Genomic DNA, 14,550 nt, shown 5'->3' on the forward strand with positions numbered 1-14,550 from the left:
AACTGTACCCTCTAAATTCAGGGTACAAATATGCAATATGGTCATCCACCAAAGCCGCGAAAACAAACGCTCACAGATCGCTTGAGCCAGCAATTCAAAGTGCAAATTAAGTCAGGTGCTTTGCGCCCAGGTGACCGCCTGCCCTCTATTCGCGCGGCGGCTGAAAGCTTTGGTGTCTCGAAAAACACCGTCATCGAAGCCTATGAGCGGTTAGCATCAGCAGGATTAGTGACGCCCAAACACGGCTCTGGCTTCGTCGTGAACGCTGCCAAAACACCAAGCCAGTCACCGCGCCCTGTTCATGTTTCAGAGGCGATAGACATTGTCTCGCTGCTTTCTGCTCAGCTAGATAAGTCTTATTCCATCCGCGCAGGCGACGGCAGGCCGCCAACCAGCTGGACAGAAGAGTCTGAAATAAAGCGCTATTTGGGGCCGAACGCATTGCGCAAAAATGAGGAAGGTTACGGTGCAGCACAAGGCATTCGTAAAATTCGCGAACTTGTTGCCATCGGTTTTGGCGAACGCGCCATCAGTGTTGATCCTGACCAGATATTGATGACGCTGGGCGCCAACCATGCGCTTGATATGATCATCCGATACTTTCTCGCACCGGGCGACACGGTTCTCGTCGATGACCCCGGCTATTATCCACTTTTTGCCAAACTCAAATTAGCGCAGGTTAATATTGTTGGCGTCAAACGGTTAGCCAATGGGCCAAGTCCTGATGATTTTGAAGAAAAGCTTCAGCGCACAAATGCCAAATTATTTTTCACGCAGTCCTATGCACATAACCCAACGGGCAGCTCTATCGATTTACCGACAGCGCATGCTGTGCTTTCAATTGCCGAGCGCCACGGCGTAACCATCGTCGAAAACGACCCCTTTAAAGATCTGATGGGACCAAGCGATATTTTGCTGTCTACGATTGATCAGTTCAAAAATGTGATCTTCGTCGGTACATTTTCCAAAACGCTGTCAGCGGCAATGCGCACAGGTTACATTGCAGGACGCGCTGATCTTATCACCGCACTCACAGATTTAAAAATGATCACAGTGGTCAATAGTTCGGGCCATATTGAGCGCATTGTCAGCAATGTTATCAGCAATGGTCACTACCGCCGACATATCAAACGGCTTAAAAACCGCATTGAAAAAGCAACAGCAACGAGCCTATCAAACCTTGAAAGCATTGGGCTCGACTGCTTTGCCCCGCCAAAAAATGGCTATTATGTCTTTCCGCGATTTCCGAGCGGCTTCGATGATATTGCACTGGCAAAAGCCGCCGCCGCAAAAGGCATTTTCATTGCACCGGGTTCATTATTTTCTATCGACAAGGCTTCAGCCCCACATGGAATAAGACTCAATGTCGGCCATGCAGAAGATCCGCGCCTTTATGAGTTTTTACGTGAAGAACTTCGCCAATGAGGCTCAAAGCGCAAACGTCGCGCGGCAGATTTACCCCACCATTTCAGCTACCGCCGACGCGAAACCGCATTTAACATGCCCCCAAAAACAAAGCCCAAATATGTGAGGTCTTTTTTCTAACATGTGCGTCTTGCCAAAAGATCGGCAATAATTAAGCTGTATTCATCCATTTGAAGTTTGGTACGATGCAGAAAAGCACAGCGAAAAATGTTCACAGCGCGATGATCGCTGAAAAACTGGAAGCGGAAATCGTTGAAGGTCATTTAATACCCGGCACTAAGCTCGACGAAAAATCTCTAACGCAACGCTTTAACGTATCGCGCACACCCATCCGCGAAGCTTTGCAAATTATCTGCTCGCGCTCCCTTGCTGAACGCCAGCCATTTCGCGGCGTTGTGGTCAAAGATGTGAGCATTGAACACATTAAGGCTATGTTCGAAGCAATGGCGGAAATGGAAGCCGTTTGCGCAGGCTTTGCTGTCGATCGCATTACAGAAAAAGAGCTTGCCGAACTTGAAGAGCAACACAGAATAATGGAATTTTTGATCACTCAAGAATCCTTTGACGAATATGCAGATGCCAATACGGCCTTTCATTCTAAAATCTATGATGCCGCGCATAATGACGAAATTAAAACAGTGGCGCATGATATCCGTCTCAAACTTGCGCCCTTTCGCAAATCTCAACTTGGTTCAAGAAGCCGGCTCCTCCACTATAATAAAGAGCATGCCATGATCATCGACCTTCTAAAGTGCGGCAATAAGGCTGGCGCGCAAGAAGCCATGCGCCTTCATTTGAACGGCGCGTTAAAGGCCATGCTGGCAATTCGCCAATGAGGCTGACTTAAGGCCGTTTTTAGCGTCCCATTCCATGAAAAAAGCCCGTTTAGTACGCCGCACCCTCTAAATTTGGGATAAAATCGACTTTCGCCTTCTCATTTTCGTGCATGCCATATTAATGCCGCGCTTACCATTTTAGTGGACTGATCTTGGATCATTGCGATCAAACTCACTACAGCCCCACAGGACATCATGTTGACTTCGCGCCGCGCTATTCTCGCTATCATCGTTTCAACGCTTTCATATATCATGGCTTCATCGACTGCTTTTGCAGCTTATGAGCCACCCCGTTCAGCCTTGGTCATTGATGTTGATAAGAACAAAACATTGTTTGATGACAATGCTTCTGCACTGCGCCACCCTGCGTCTTTGACCAAAATGATGACGCTCTATTTGCTGTTTGAAGCCTTAGATAGCGGTAAAATCAAGCTTGATACGGGCGTTGTCGCATCGCGTCATTCCGCAGATCGCCCACCTTCGCGCCTTGGGCACAGCATGGGCGAAACCATCCCCGTTGATCTAGCCATTGATGCGCTTGTTGTGCGCTCGGCCAATGATGTTGCTGCCGCTATTGCTGAAATGCTCGCAGGTAGCGAAGAGGATTTTGCCGTCAAAATGACCGCAAAGGCCCGCCAGCTTGGCATGAAAGACACTGTTTACAAAAACGCATCTGGCCTTCCAAACAAAGAGCAAGTCACCACCGCGCGCGACCAAGCAATTTTGGGCATGGCTTTAAAACGTGATTTCCCAACGCTTTTCCCGCGCTTTTCCGTACCATCGGTGACCTATAAAGACCGCACGTGGAACACCCACAACAATTTGCTTGAAAAAGTGAAAACCGTTACCGGCATTAAAACAGGTTTCATCAATGCCTCCGGCTTTAATGTCGTCACCTATTCTGAAGAAATTTCAGGCGACAAAATTGTGGTCGTTATGGGTGGGCGCAACGCCAAAGAGCGCGATCAGATTGCGATTGATATCTTAAACGGCCGCAAGCCCATCTATCAGCTCACAAAAGACCAACTCATCGCGCGCAATGCCGCCGATAAAGCAGAACAGATTGCTGCTGCCAAAGCAGAAGCCTCTGAACAAAAAATAGCACAAAAAGCTGCAGACGAGATTAGCACCGCCATCGTTGTTGCCGCCGTGGAAACAAAGGACAACGCCGAAAAGCAATCGAAAGAAATAACTGCATCCGTGCAGCAAGCGCCTGAAGAAAAACTGGAACAAGCGATTGTAGCAGCAGCCCCCGCTGTGATGACTGAACCACAAGCAATTGCTGAAGCGATGGCCAATACGCAAGTCGCTTCAATCGATCCACAAGGCGATACGCTTTCACGCTACGCCATTCAGGTTGGCGCATTGCCAAGCCAGGAACGGGCGATGGAAAGGCTTACACTTGCCCGCCCCGCTTTGGAAAACATCGCTGAAACGCTGCGCCAATATACCGTTCCGCTTGAGACAAGCCGCGGCACAGTATACCGCGCCCGCATTATCGGCTTTGCGAGCATGCAAGATGCTTTTGAAGCCTGTAATTTGATGGAAACAAAAAAAATCGAGTGCATGGCGCTGATTCAGAAGTAGAGCGGTGTTGTCACTGATTTGAGACTGCTATTTTATAACAACAATAGCATTTTCAAAATCAGGATTTTTATCAATGGCAAAAGTTGCATTTATCGGCATGGGCGTAATGGGCTATCCAATGGCTGGCCACATCGCAAAGGCTGGACATGATGTCACCGTCTATAATCGCACATTCGCAAAAGCTGAAAAATGGGCCAGCGAGTTTGGCGGCAAGGCTGCACCAACCCCTGCAAAAGCAGCAGAGGGCTGCGACTTTGTGATTTCCTGCGTTGGTAATGATGACGATTTGCGCTCGGTAACAACGGGCGCAGATGGCGCATTCAGCACGATGAAAAAAGGCGCAATCTTTATCGACAACACAACGGTTTCAGCCGATGTCGCGCGTGAATTATATAAAGCTGCATCAGATGCTGGTTTCGGCTTTTTAGATGCGCCCATATCGGGCGGTCAAGCAGGCGCAGAAAACGGTGTCCTCACCGTGATGGTCGGCGGTGATGAAGCAACATTCAACACGGCAAAACCGATCATTGATTGCTACGCCAAAATGGTCTCGCTGATGGGCGGCGCTGGCGCAGGTCAGCTCACCAAAATGGTCAACCAGATCTGCATTGCTGGTCTGGTTCAAGGCCTGTCAGAAGGCATTCATTTTGCGCAAAACGCAGGCCTGGATGTTGAAGCCGTTATTGATGTCATTTCAAAAGGTGCTGCCGGTTCTTGGCAGATGGAAAACCGCCACAAGACAATGAGCAAAGGCGAATATGAGCACGGCTTTGCAGTTGATTGGATGCGCAAAGATTTGGCGATCTGTTTAGCAGAAGCAAACAACAATGGAGCGTCCCTGCCTGGCACCGCACTCATCGATCAATATTATAGCGATGTGCAAAAAATGGGTGGCAACCGCTGGGACACATCATCGCTATTAGCGCGCTTAAACAAGTTTAGCGGGAAGTAAGACGAAGGGCGAAAGTCCAAAACATTCCGATTTAAAACTTATGAGTAGCGGTGACCATCGCGCTCATAAGCTTTAAATTCGTCATACGCGGCCCCTATTCAGTCTGGCAGTCAGGCTCAGCAGGTAACGAGCACAACAGTTGGCTTTTTCTATTGAGAGAAAGAAATGATACAGCTTCGAAAAATGAAGGCAGACGAATTTCCACAATACAAAGCCTATTTTATTCAAGACTATGCGGCGGAAATTTCCTCAAATTACGATGTGACCATGGAAACGGCTTTAGCGCGAGCAAAAGCCTCCATCGAGGATGATCTTGGGCAGGGTGTCGACACACCAGACCAAGTTCTTTTATGCCCAACGCTCAAAACCGATGAAAGCCAGAGTCCGGTCGGATATCTTTGGTGCAAACCTAACATCAAAGACCGAACAATTTTCATTAGCGACTTTTATATATTTCCCCAGTTTCGAGGACTAGGCTATGGCACGTCAGCCTTGATCGCGCTTGAAGAACTATATTCAAACTCTGCTTACGACGAGATCAGATTGCGGGTAGCTGCCGATAATAAATCAGCAGAGCGTTTGTATTTGAGGGCAGGATATATGCCAACGGGTATCAATATGCGCAAAGCTATCACGAATAATTAGAGCCTAATCTCCTGCCTGCTTTACTAAAGCGCACTAAATACCACCTAACGGCAGTATTCACCGCTTTGCACATCGCCGTCATTTGTCACTGTCCGCGTTTCAAAATCATAACAACCCTGCTTTTCTGACGGCTTATAACGAATGTAATACGCCTCACCTTGGAAGTTATAATCCATGCTGCGGCTACTATCTGGATTTTCTGTATAGACAAGGTTCTGCACCCCGCCCTGCGGCGGGCGTCCCGGTGCTGCACCACCGCCATTTGAGGCTGAAAGTGGCCGCACGCGCGGAAGGCGATCAAAATCAGTCACCACGCCCATCAAGCATTGCACGATGTAAGGGGCATCAACCGACGTATGATAGCGATAGCCAAAAGTGCCATCCGCTTGCCCATTGCATATATCGAGATCGCCATCGGCAATTGCCGTGCCATCAGGATTGTTGTCACCGTAAATCGGAAACCCATCAAACGCCCATCCAATGATCGCATCATCGCCAGCATTTTCCATCTGAGAAATCATGCAAGTGGGTTTAGTGTGATAATGGTAATCATCGCCGCGCCCAGCATGGCCGCCGCATACATCAAGCTGTTCAGTTTGCAGCGTATCATGTTGCGCTTGGTGATGGGCTAAATCCGCTTGGCTCATTTCACCGCCGCCCGTGTAATCATAAATAGGCACACCGTTAACAGCGACACCCAAAGCGGCATCACGCGTAAGCGCCGTCGTGCCAAGTGTCGGTGATAAAATGATCGGTGCAGAATATTCAGCCGGGACAGGCAGCTGTTCGTTCGTCCCCACAATTCCCGTCATCTTTTCATGGTCGGGATAGGTATCAGATGTAATTACGGCATGATCATCCGTACACGACACAGTGACACGGTCATCAAAGCCAGCATCAGCAACAGAATCTTTTACTGCCTCACAATGATCATCATGGGCAAAGGCGGCTGGCGTCGCCGTCAAAAAAACCAAAATTCCAAGCGTTGTCGAAATTACATATTTCATTGCCACACCTATTTATTCAACAACAATACGGCAAAGAACCGTATTGCTTTGTTCTAGATCGGGCCCCCAGATTAACTCAGCATCTTTTGCCCAGCTAATCTGGTCGTAGCCATCTTTCGGGCTAACCTCACGTTCCGTGTAGCTATTTGCTTGTGGCCAGTTTGATGCATCAAAACCAGCTAAATCCCAACCGGTAGGTTCATCCATCGCCTCAAAAGTACACGCGCCTTCACCGGCGATTGGATTACTGGCCTGCTCGCAGGACTTATCAAGCGGCGCGGTATGAATGACCAAGCACTGCCAGTCAGAATTGCTAGCAGTCACTACATTACCGCCGGCATCCTTGATCTGCACAATCACGCCGCCATCACCCATCTGCTGCCGGCGTGTACCGATATATTCCAAGCCCGTATCGTTCGCTTTAAAATCCTTGGCGACCAAGCCAACAACAAACGGCCGCTCGGCTTCAAACTCAAAGCTCTCAGCGTTAAAAGAACGCTCTGTCGTAATCGGAACGCTATCTTCAGCGACCTGTTGACCATTAATTCTCATCTCAAACCAATTGTCTGCCCACACATCTGCAAAAAGTGTTTCCGCACTGGAGACAGTCGGCAAGAGACTAATCAATGTTGCTGTGGCGATGGCGCGTATCATGGGAACCTCATTGTTGATTGAGGCCTACTGTGTAAGCACGACCACCACGTATACAAGTTAAGGATTAGTAACATTGAAATTTGCCTGCCGCTGAAAAGCTCAAATCAATGGGCCAGCTTTGCCAAGCGCTTTTTCAAAAATAACGCTTCTGCCTCCCCTGGTGCAGTGGCAATCGCTTGGCGGTACGCAGCAGCAGCTTTTTTGTGGTCGCCAGACATTGCATGCAATGCCGCAGACGCCGCATGCCAAGGTTGGTAATTGGGCAACTGGCTCTCAAGGCTTTCAACCAACGCTAGCGCCGTTTTAAGCTCGCCTGCCTCAGCCAAGGCAACGCCGTGGTTCAGCGCGACGACAGGTGTCGGTTCATGCGTCCATAACGCGCCGTAAAGGGCTGCAATTTGCGGCCAATCGGGGCCCGTATCGGCCATCTGGCAATCGGCAATAGCAGCCTTAATCTGGAACGGCCCTGCCTTTCGTCGCTCAACTGCACGGGCAAGAATGGTACGCCCCTCGGCAATGCGCGCATTATCCCAAAGGCTGCGGTTCTGCTCGGCTGGCGGCAAACTTGCACCATCTGGTCCGATACGCGCCGCACGGCGCGCGCCAATCAACAACATCATCGCCAGCGCGCCTTCAATCTCTGGATCATCGGGCCGCAACTGGTCGATCAGGCGCATCAGATATTCAGCTTCATGGCAAAGGTCACGCGACTCATCTGGCGCAGCGATATAGCCGGTGGTGAAAATCAGATATATGGTGGTTAAAACGGCATCCAATCGCGCGTCCCAAAACTCAGGTTCCGGCACGGCAAAAGATATACCAGCGGCCGCGATCTTGGCTTTGGCGCGGCTCAAGCGTTGCCCCATCGTGGTGCTATTGTCCAAAAACGCACGAGCGATCTCTGGTGTGGTCAGCCCGCACACCGTGCGCAATGTCAGCGCTACGCGTGATTTGGTTTCCAGAGCGGGGTGGCAACAGGCAAAGATCAGGCGCAACCGATGGTCTGGAATGTCATCATCAGTGGGCGCAACATCATCAGCGGCAAGAATAGCCAATGTTTCGGCGTGAAGTTTACTTCGCTTATCGCGCCGCAATCGATCAATGGCCTTGCGGCGTGCCACCTGCAACAACCAGCCTTGCGGCGAAGTCGGCAGCCCTGCCCGCCCCCAATGGCCGAGCGCCGAAATAGCTGCCTCTTGCAGCACCTCTTCAGCAAGGCTCAAATCTCTAAGCCCTGCTGCCAATATCGCAATCAACCGCCCCCTATCCAAACGCATCACACGTTCAAGTTCTTTAGCCACAGCAATGGTGCGGGCGCTAGAACAGGGAGCGGTTTTGGTCATGACCTAACCTGCTGGATTATAGTTCATGAGCGGGCGCACCTCTACCGTTCCGAAATGCGCCGAAGGAATTAGCGCGGCATATTTCAACGCTGCATCCAAATCTGGCACATCGATCACATAATAGCCGCCGAGGTGCTCACGCGTTTCTGCAAATGGGCCGTCCATAGTTTCCGTTTTACCCGCTTTAATGCGCAGCGAGGTCGCCGTTTCAACGCCCTGAAGCCCTTCGCCCGATACAATCACACCATCAGCCTTCATCTGTTCGTTTGCAGCAAAATACCCGCCCATCATTTCTTTAAATTCAGGCGTGCCATAAGCAGGTTCACTGGCAGGATCATTGTAGATTAAAAGCATATATTGCATAAAATTATTCCTAGCTGTGTCAATTATTGGCCAATGATATGGATGCTGATATAAACCATCGCAGTGAGCGCGGCCAGAATGTTTGAGCCATTGCCCACATAGCGTAGCGGATGCCCTGCCGTGTCAGCTTTTAGCCCAAACGGATGCGCTATCCGCCCGATCAATAGCAACACGCCCGATACGTGCAGCCAAGCAGCTGGCGCGCCCAAGCCTTCTGCCAACATCATGAGGATCAGCACAAAGCTCATCCATTCTGCGCAATTGCCGTGCTGCCGAATGCGCTGCAACAGCGCGGCATTGCCGCCATCGCCAAAGGACACGCCTGTGGCCCCGCGCATCGCTGAGACACGCATCCACAGGGCAAGATAAATGGCCGCCACAGGCAGCGCATAAAGAGGGGTAACAACAAAAATCATATTCATTCCAATCCGTTTGAGGTTTCGATACCCCTGTGACGTTTGAGGATTGCAGATTTCGACATCGCTAAAATTATTTCTGAAATTCTTATGTGAGAGCAGCTGACATTGCCAACACACACGCACCGCGTTAACAGGGTGCAAAAAGCGCAAAGATGCGCGAAAAAGTTGGAAAGCCCCAAACGCAATGTCTGAACCGCGCATGAAAATCGTATTGGTGACACCTGAAATTCCATACAATACCGGCGCGATCGGCCGCACATGCGTGGCCCTCAATTTAGAATTGATACTGATAAAACCTTTTGGCTTTTCGCTTGAAGAAAAAGCCGTGCGGCGCGCTGGCATGGATTATTGGAAGCACGTTCAACTAACCCAATATGAGAATTGGGAAGATTTTCTGGAAACACGAAAACCATCACGCGACAGCCTTTATTTTTTTGAAGAACATGGCGCGCAGAGCGTTTACGAGCCGGATTACCAACAGGATGGGTATTTAGTCTTCGGATGCGAATCCAAGGGCCTGCCCATGGCAATCTTGGATGACATGAAAGACCGCGTATTCAACCTGCCAATGCTTAACCCCGTCGTGCGCTCACTCAATTTGGCAAACACCGCTACGGCCGTCATTTATCAGGCAATGCGTAAACAGCTCGGCGGTTAAACCTGAAAACAAGCAACATCGAAGTATAAAATCAAACAATGCATGCATTTTTATTGATTTTACGGAAACTATTAACGGGCTGTTAACCATAATAACTCCATTAACCTCTATAAATATAAGCTTAACAAAATGGTATTTAGGAGCAGACGATGGGTGTTAATGTTTCAAAATTAAACTCGGCACAGCGGGTTCAATATGCTTCATCTCTTCACGAGAGAGAGTTCAATAATTTAGGAAATAAGATCACCGCTCTCACGGCTAATCATGAAGCCTTGATACGAAATCAAGATATTGCGCATCAAGCAAAAATAGCGGAATGCAAAAAGTTGATTGAAGAACTTTCTCGTAAAGTCGAAAAATACAATGCGGAATTTTACCTGAACAAAGTTAAGCTACAGGAAGAATTTGAAAGCGAAAAAAGAGTTTTAATTGGCTCAAGAGAGCTATCAAGACAGTATTTTGAAGCTGCAAGATCACTCGTTTCACCAGTTGAGACAGTAAAAGACAGCAACATTCATACAATCGAGAGCGCGAAAATTCACAAGGAAGCCATCGCTGCTTAACCTGAAATTGCCCCGCCTTTTGGGTTCAATGCGCATTCATTAGGCGGCTGAATACTCACGAAGCTATTGCCCCGTCATGCATAACGATCATTGTACAAACAATGGTCTATGCAGGAGCTTCTTGCTGCAAAAGAATTTGCGTCTTAGCGCCATCTTGGTCACCAATGATGTCTGTGACAAACTTTTAAATGCGCATCACCGAGTTTCATCAGCAAGCTGCAACTTTTCCATATAATGGATCAATCGTCCAATCGCTCACGGCACCCTCGACAGCGAAATTCCCACAATAGTTTTATCATTGACATGCGCAGTGCTTGTCGATCATTATAATGGCGATATTCAAAATTGGGTGGCCGCCGCAAGGATGCGTCTGTGCTGCCCGCGCTGTATGTCATGCTCGTTCTTGGAGATTTTATGTCCTGATAAAGTGGGGAGGCAAAACGCCCTCCCGATGCAAAGTTAAACCAGAATAACGCCCAATCTCTTTGCGCGACTGGTTTTCTGCAACCTAGTCAACCTACACTTTACGGCGCGGGCTTTACCCGTGTTCCAGAACGAAAGATATTATCAATGGCACGGGACTATTCCCATTTTTTACCAGCCTCAGGCGACATTCCAAAACGCGAGCGCTCCCCATTAGAAAACCTTGGCTGGAAACCTTTCTTTAGCCAGCAAACCAGCGTAGCCGAACTTGTTGATACACCACCTGTTCGCGTAGTCGAAATCCATAGAAGCGGTTTGCGCCTATTTGGGGACGGCATCGATATCACGATCCCGCCCGGCCCCGAAGCAACGGTTGGCGACTGGCTTTTATATGATCAGCATCACCCATCCCGCAGCAAAGTGTTGGAGCGCAGCAGTGTTTTTGAACGCCGCGCACCCGGCACAGATCACGAACGGCAGCTAATCGGCGCCAATGTGGATACCGCGTTCATCGTGTCTTCGTGTAACGATGATTTCAACGTTGCAAGGCTTGAGCGTTATGTCGCTCTGGCTTTCGAGGCAGAAGTCACGCCGGTGATCCTGCTTACAAAGGTCGATCTTTGTGATGATCCGGCAGCCTATGTTGAAGCGGCAAGCGCAATTTCAAACCGTGTCGTCGTGGAAGTGCTCAACGCTCGAACCGACGAGCCAATTGCCAAGCTCTCCCCATGGTGCAAACATGGACAAACCATCGCATTTTTAGGATCATCAGGCGTTGGAAAATCCACACTGGTCAATGCTCTGTTTAAAAGCAACATCGCAGCAACAGCAGCCATTCGAGAAGATGACAGCAAAGGTCGCCACACGACAACGCACCGTCAATTGCACTTCGCACCCGATGGCTGTGCAATACTGGATACCCCTGGAATACGTGAGCTTCAGCTGACAAATGCTGAAGCTGGGATTGCAGAACTCTTTGACGATATAGTCACGCTCGTATCTCAATGTCGCTTCAGAGATTGTAGCCACGAGACCGAACCTGGCTGCGCCATTCAAAAAGCGTTGACAGAGGGAGAGATTGACGCGCCAAGGCTTGCTCGATGGAACAAATTGGTCGCCGAAGAGCGCTTTAATTCATCGACCTTGGCTGAACGGAAGGCTAGCGGTAAATCGCTGCACAAAATGATCCGCTCAGTCCAAAAGAAAAACAGAAAATAAAGCGGCGTGCCGCAAATAAACGCGCATTTTGATAATCAAAAACAGGGGCTGGTCATCACCTGCCCCCGTTCTTATCATTCATATTTAAGTCAGCTTATTTACAGGCAGCACAGAAGCGCTGAATGCGTTCGCAAGCAACTTCCAAAACATCGGTTGATGTCGCATATGAAACGCGGAAGTTTGGCCCAAGGCCAAAGGCCGAGCCATGAACAGCCGCAACGCCTTCTTCGGCCAGCAATTCCATGACGAAATCTTCGTCCGTTTCAATCACTTTGCCCGATGGTGCTGTTTTGCCAATCAGCGCTTTGCATGATGGGTAAACATAAAACGCGCCTTCTGGCTTTGGACATTCAAGACCAGATGCCTGATTGAGCATAGACACAACAAGATCACGGCGCTCTTCAAACTTGCCGCGCGCTTCTTCAATATAGTCTTGGGGGCCGTTAAGCGCTTCAACTGCTGCCCATTGCGCAATAGAACACGCACCCGATGTCTGCTGACCTTGGATCATGTCCATCGCCTTGATGAGTTCAAGCGGTCCAGCGGCATAACCAATGCGCCAGCCTGTCATCGCATAGGCTTTTGAAACACCGTTCATGGTGAGCGTGCGATCATAAAGCTTAGGCTCTACTTGCGCTGGTGAGTAATATTTGAACCCGCCATAGCAAAGGTGCTCATACATATCGTCGGTCAAAACCCACACATGCGGATGGCGCATAAGCACATCGGTCAGCGCTTTTAACTCATCATATGAATAAGCAGCGCCAGATGGGTTTGACGGCGAGTTGAACATAAACCATTTTGTATTTGGTGTAATCGCCGCTTCAAGCGCCTCTGGTGTGAGCTTGAAATTGTCTTCGATTTTGGTTTCAACGAACACATTCGTGCCGCCACAAATCGCCACCATTTCAGGATAGCTCACCCAGTAAGGCGCGGTAATGATCACTTCATCGCCCGGGTTCAGTGTCGCCATAAAAGCATTGAACAAAATCTGTTTGCCGCCAGTGCCAACAATCGTCTGCGCCGGTGTGTATTCAAGATCGTTTTCGCGTTTAAATTTCGCAGCAATCGCTTCGCGCAGCGGCACGATACCAGATACGGGCGTATATTTTGTTTCGCCCCGATTGATCGCGTCAATCGCTGCATCTTTAATGTTTTGCGGCGTATCAAAATCAGGTTCACCAACGGAAAGCGAAATGACGTCCTTGCCCGTAGCTTTAAGCTCCCGAGCCTTCTGCGTGACAGCAATTGTCGCGGATGGTTTTACACGGGAAAGAATGTCAGCCAGGAATGCCATTTATTTAGTCTCCATCGAGTTTAAAAGCCGGAGGCAGGCTGCCTCCATTTAGGCGCCGTCGCTATGCGCTAATTTTATTCAAGGTGCAAGCGTTTGAACGCCCTGTACAGATAAAGGCCGCCAAAAAGCAGAAAAAATGAACTTTTCTATAGCCAATGAATTCACCATTCGTTAACCATAAATTTAAAGGATTGGGGGATCATGACTTGTTACACAAATGAGTCGGATGGATATTTTGCAAAACAGCGCTAATAAATCAGTCGAAAAAGAACAAGTCTCAGCCTGCTTAATGCGCGCCGATGACGGCTCTTGGGTCGGCAATTATCGCGGCTATGTCCTCAAATCGGCTTTTCAACCAATATTCAGGTTTATTGGCGGCAAACTGCGCCCTGTTGCTTTTGAAGGATTGTTGCGCCCGCAAATAGACGAAACTCCCATATTGCCCAGCGCGTTCTTTGGCCAGCTTGAAGATGATCAAGTGGGTTTGGTGGAAGCCGTGGCGCGAACACTTCATGTGCGCAATGCTGCAAGCCTTCCGGCGCAGGCGCGTCATCTGTTCTTAAATTTCGATCCAGCCGCCCTTTCCTCCAAGTCCACATTTGAAAAAATGATTGATGATCTTGGCACTGAATTGCGGGCCTCTGATATAATGCCGAGCGCATGTGTTTGCGAAATCATAGAAAGCGCTGCCAAGAGCAAAGAAGACCTTAATTACTTCGTCTATTCGCTCCGTGCCCGTGGCTACCACATTGCTGTTGATGATTTTGGTGCAGAATCCTCCAATATGGAACGCATTGCAGACCTGACACCGGACATCGTGAAACTTGATGGCCCCATGGTCAAAAAGCTGATGGATAGCCCCGACGGCTACAAGCAACTCAAGAGCCTTATTGCGCATTTTAAAGAACTTCGCATTCAGGTGGTTGCCGAAGGGCTAGAAGCACTTTGGCAGATCGAAATGGCCGAAAATGCTGGTGCGGAAATGGTGCAAGGCTTTGCTGCTGCGATGCCGCGCCTAGTTCCGGCAGATTTTAGTGAATGGTTTCAGGGAACCAAGACTTTCCCAATGCCTTCCTTCGGGTATCCAGTCGCGCGTTAAGCTCAATATTTCTGACGATTTCATTCAAATAAATACGATTGCTTCGCGCCAATAGTTTTGC

General features: G+C 49.2%; 15 protein-coding genes. 9 read left to right on the forward strand and 6 right to left on the reverse strand.

Translation table 11 applies throughout. The features are described 5' to 3' along the window. The first annotated feature begins 30 nt into the window (after positions 1 to 30). From C504_RS0114075 to C504_RS0114095, 5 genes are all read left to right on the forward strand, one after another. The gene (locus tag C504_RS0114075; RefSeq protein WP_018690004.1) at positions 31 to 1,425 is read left to right on the forward strand and encodes an aminotransferase-like domain-containing protein; all 1,395 of its coding nucleotides are present in this window, start codon (positions 31 to 33) and stop codon (positions 1,423 to 1,425) included. Between the two features lie 185 nt (positions 1,426 to 1,610). Next, complete coding sequence (locus C504_RS0114080; RefSeq protein ID WP_018690005.1) at positions 1,611 to 2,261, forward strand: GntR family transcriptional regulator; 651 nt, start codon at positions 1,611 to 1,613, stop codon at positions 2,259 to 2,261. A 195-nt stretch (positions 2,262 to 2,456) separates the two neighbouring features. Beyond that, positions 2,457 to 3,848 carry a D-alanyl-D-alanine carboxypeptidase family protein gene (locus C504_RS0114085; RefSeq protein WP_018690006.1) on the forward strand — a complete coding sequence of 464 codons (1,392 nt, stop codon included), beginning with the start codon at positions 2,457 to 2,459 and terminating at the stop codon, positions 3,846 to 3,848. A 43-nt stretch (positions 3,849 to 3,891) separates the two neighbouring features. Then, a complete protein-coding gene (locus C504_RS0114090; RefSeq protein WP_281167597.1) occupies positions 3,892 to 4,800 on the forward strand; it encodes an NAD(P)-dependent oxidoreductase in 909 nt (302 codons plus the stop codon). Between the two features lie 165 nt (positions 4,801 to 4,965). Continuing rightward, a complete protein-coding gene (locus tag C504_RS0114095; protein ID WP_018690008.1) occupies positions 4,966 to 5,445 on the forward strand; it encodes a GNAT family N-acetyltransferase in 480 nt (159 codons plus the stop codon). 44 nt (positions 5,446 to 5,489) lie between these two features. Here C504_RS0114095 and C504_RS0114100 read toward each other — a convergent pair whose 3' ends face one another. The 5 genes from C504_RS0114100 to C504_RS0114120 all read right to left on the reverse strand — a co-directional run bounded on the left by C504_RS0114100 (position 5,490) and on the right by C504_RS0114120 (position 9,228). Next, positions 5,490 to 6,452, reverse strand: a complete 963-nt coding sequence (locus C504_RS0114100) for a YHYH protein (RefSeq protein WP_018690009.1) — start codon at positions 6,450 to 6,452, stop codon at positions 5,490 to 5,492. 12 nt (positions 6,453 to 6,464) lie between these two features. Further along, complete coding sequence (locus C504_RS0114105; protein WP_018690010.1) at positions 6,465 to 7,106, reverse strand: hypothetical protein; 642 nt, start codon at positions 7,104 to 7,106, stop codon at positions 6,465 to 6,467. A 104-nt stretch (positions 7,107 to 7,210) separates the two neighbouring features. Next, complete coding sequence (locus tag C504_RS0114110; RefSeq protein WP_018690011.1) at positions 7,211 to 8,449, reverse strand: RNA polymerase sigma factor; 1,239 nt, start codon at positions 8,447 to 8,449, stop codon at positions 7,211 to 7,213. A 3-nt stretch (positions 8,450 to 8,452) separates the two neighbouring features. Then, positions 8,453 to 8,812 carry a YciI family protein gene (locus C504_RS0114115; protein ID WP_018690012.1) on the reverse strand — a complete coding sequence of 120 codons (360 nt, stop codon included), beginning with the start codon at positions 8,810 to 8,812 and terminating at the stop codon, positions 8,453 to 8,455. Positions 8,813 to 8,835: 23 nt separating this feature from the next. Beyond that, positions 8,836 to 9,228 carry an MAPEG family protein gene (locus C504_RS0114120; protein ID WP_026317520.1) on the reverse strand — a complete coding sequence of 131 codons (393 nt, stop codon included), beginning with the start codon at positions 9,226 to 9,228 and terminating at the stop codon, positions 8,836 to 8,838. Positions 9,229 to 9,415: 187 nt separating this feature from the next. Between C504_RS0114120 and C504_RS0114125 the strand changes: the two genes are divergently transcribed. From C504_RS0114125 to rsgA, 3 genes are all read left to right on the forward strand, one after another. Further along, complete coding sequence (locus tag C504_RS0114125) at positions 9,416 to 9,889, forward strand: tRNA (cytidine(34)-2'-O)-methyltransferase (protein ID WP_026317521.1); 474 nt, start codon at positions 9,416 to 9,418, stop codon at positions 9,887 to 9,889. Between the two features lie 149 nt (positions 9,890 to 10,038). Next, entirely contained in the window at positions 10,039 to 10,452 is a 414-nt protein-coding gene (locus C504_RS0114130) for a hypothetical protein (protein WP_018690015.1), read from the forward strand. A 570-nt stretch (positions 10,453 to 11,022) separates the two neighbouring features. After that, positions 11,023 to 12,093 (forward strand): ribosome small subunit-dependent GTPase A, encoded by a 1,071-nt coding sequence (rsgA, locus tag C504_RS0114135; protein WP_018690016.1) that lies wholly within the window; start codon positions 11,023 to 11,025, stop codon positions 12,091 to 12,093. A gap of 94 nt (positions 12,094 to 12,187) precedes the next feature. Here rsgA and C504_RS0114140 read toward each other — a convergent pair whose 3' ends face one another. Next, positions 12,188 to 13,390, reverse strand: coding sequence for a pyridoxal phosphate-dependent aminotransferase (locus C504_RS0114140; protein WP_018690017.1), 1,203 nt, complete (start codon positions 13,388 to 13,390; stop codon positions 12,188 to 12,190). A 226-nt stretch (positions 13,391 to 13,616) separates the two neighbouring features. Here C504_RS0114140 and C504_RS17965 point away from each other — a divergent pair, with 226 nt between their 5' ends. Then, entirely contained in the window at positions 13,617 to 14,489 is an 873-nt protein-coding gene (locus tag C504_RS17965; protein ID WP_018690018.1) for an EAL domain-containing protein, read from the forward strand. Positions 14,490 to 14,550: the final 61 nt, after the last annotated feature.

The sequence above is a fragment of the Ahrensia kielensis DSM 5890 genome (genome assembly GCF_000374465.1).
GTDB lineage: Bacteria > Pseudomonadota > Alphaproteobacteria > Rhizobiales > Rhizobiaceae > Ahrensia > Ahrensia kielensis.

Bases quoted from the DNA above. Each gene is read 5' to 3' on its own strand.
- C504_RS0114075 (WP_018690004.1), top strand. From the start codon at position 31: ATGCAATATGGTCATCCACCAAAGCCGCGAAAACAAACGCTCACAGAT.
- C504_RS0114080 (WP_018690005.1), top strand. From the start codon at position 1,611: ATGCAGAAAAGCACAGCGAAAAATGTTCACAGCGCGATGATCGCTGAA.
- C504_RS0114085 (WP_018690006.1), top strand. From the start codon at position 2,457: ATGTTGACTTCGCGCCGCGCTATTCTCGCTATCATCGTTTCAACGCTT.
- C504_RS0114095 (WP_018690008.1), top strand. From the start codon at position 4,966: ATGATACAGCTTCGAAAAATGAAGGCAGACGAATTTCCACAATACAAA.
- C504_RS0114100 (WP_018690009.1), bottom strand. From the start codon at position 6,452: ATGAAATATGTAATTTCGACAACGCTTGGAATTTTGGTTTTTTTGACG.
- C504_RS0114105 (WP_018690010.1), bottom strand. From the start codon at position 7,106: ATGATACGCGCCATCGCCACAGCAACATTGATTAGTCTCTTGCCGACT.
- C504_RS0114110 (WP_018690011.1), bottom strand. From the start codon at position 8,449: ATGACCAAAACCGCTCCCTGTTCTAGCGCCCGCACCATTGCTGTGGCT.
- C504_RS0114115 (WP_018690012.1), bottom strand. From the start codon at position 8,812: ATGCAATATATGCTTTTAATCTACAATGATCCTGCCAGTGAACCTGCT.
- C504_RS0114120 (WP_026317520.1), bottom strand. From the start codon at position 9,228: ATGATTTTTGTTGTTACCCCTCTTTATGCGCTGCCTGTGGCGGCCATT.
- C504_RS0114125 (WP_026317521.1), top strand. From the start codon at position 9,416: ATGTCTGAACCGCGCATGAAAATCGTATTGGTGACACCTGAAATTCCA.
- C504_RS0114130 (WP_018690015.1), top strand. From the start codon at position 10,039: ATGGGTGTTAATGTTTCAAAATTAAACTCGGCACAGCGGGTTCAATAT.
- rsgA (WP_018690016.1), top strand. From the start codon at position 11,023: ATGGCACGGGACTATTCCCATTTTTTACCAGCCTCAGGCGACATTCCA.
- C504_RS0114140 (WP_018690017.1), bottom strand. From the start codon at position 13,390: ATGGCATTCCTGGCTGACATTCTTTCCCGTGTAAAACCATCCGCGACA.
- C504_RS17965 (WP_018690018.1), top strand. From the start codon at position 13,617: ATGGATATTTTGCAAAACAGCGCTAATAAATCAGTCGAAAAAGAACAA.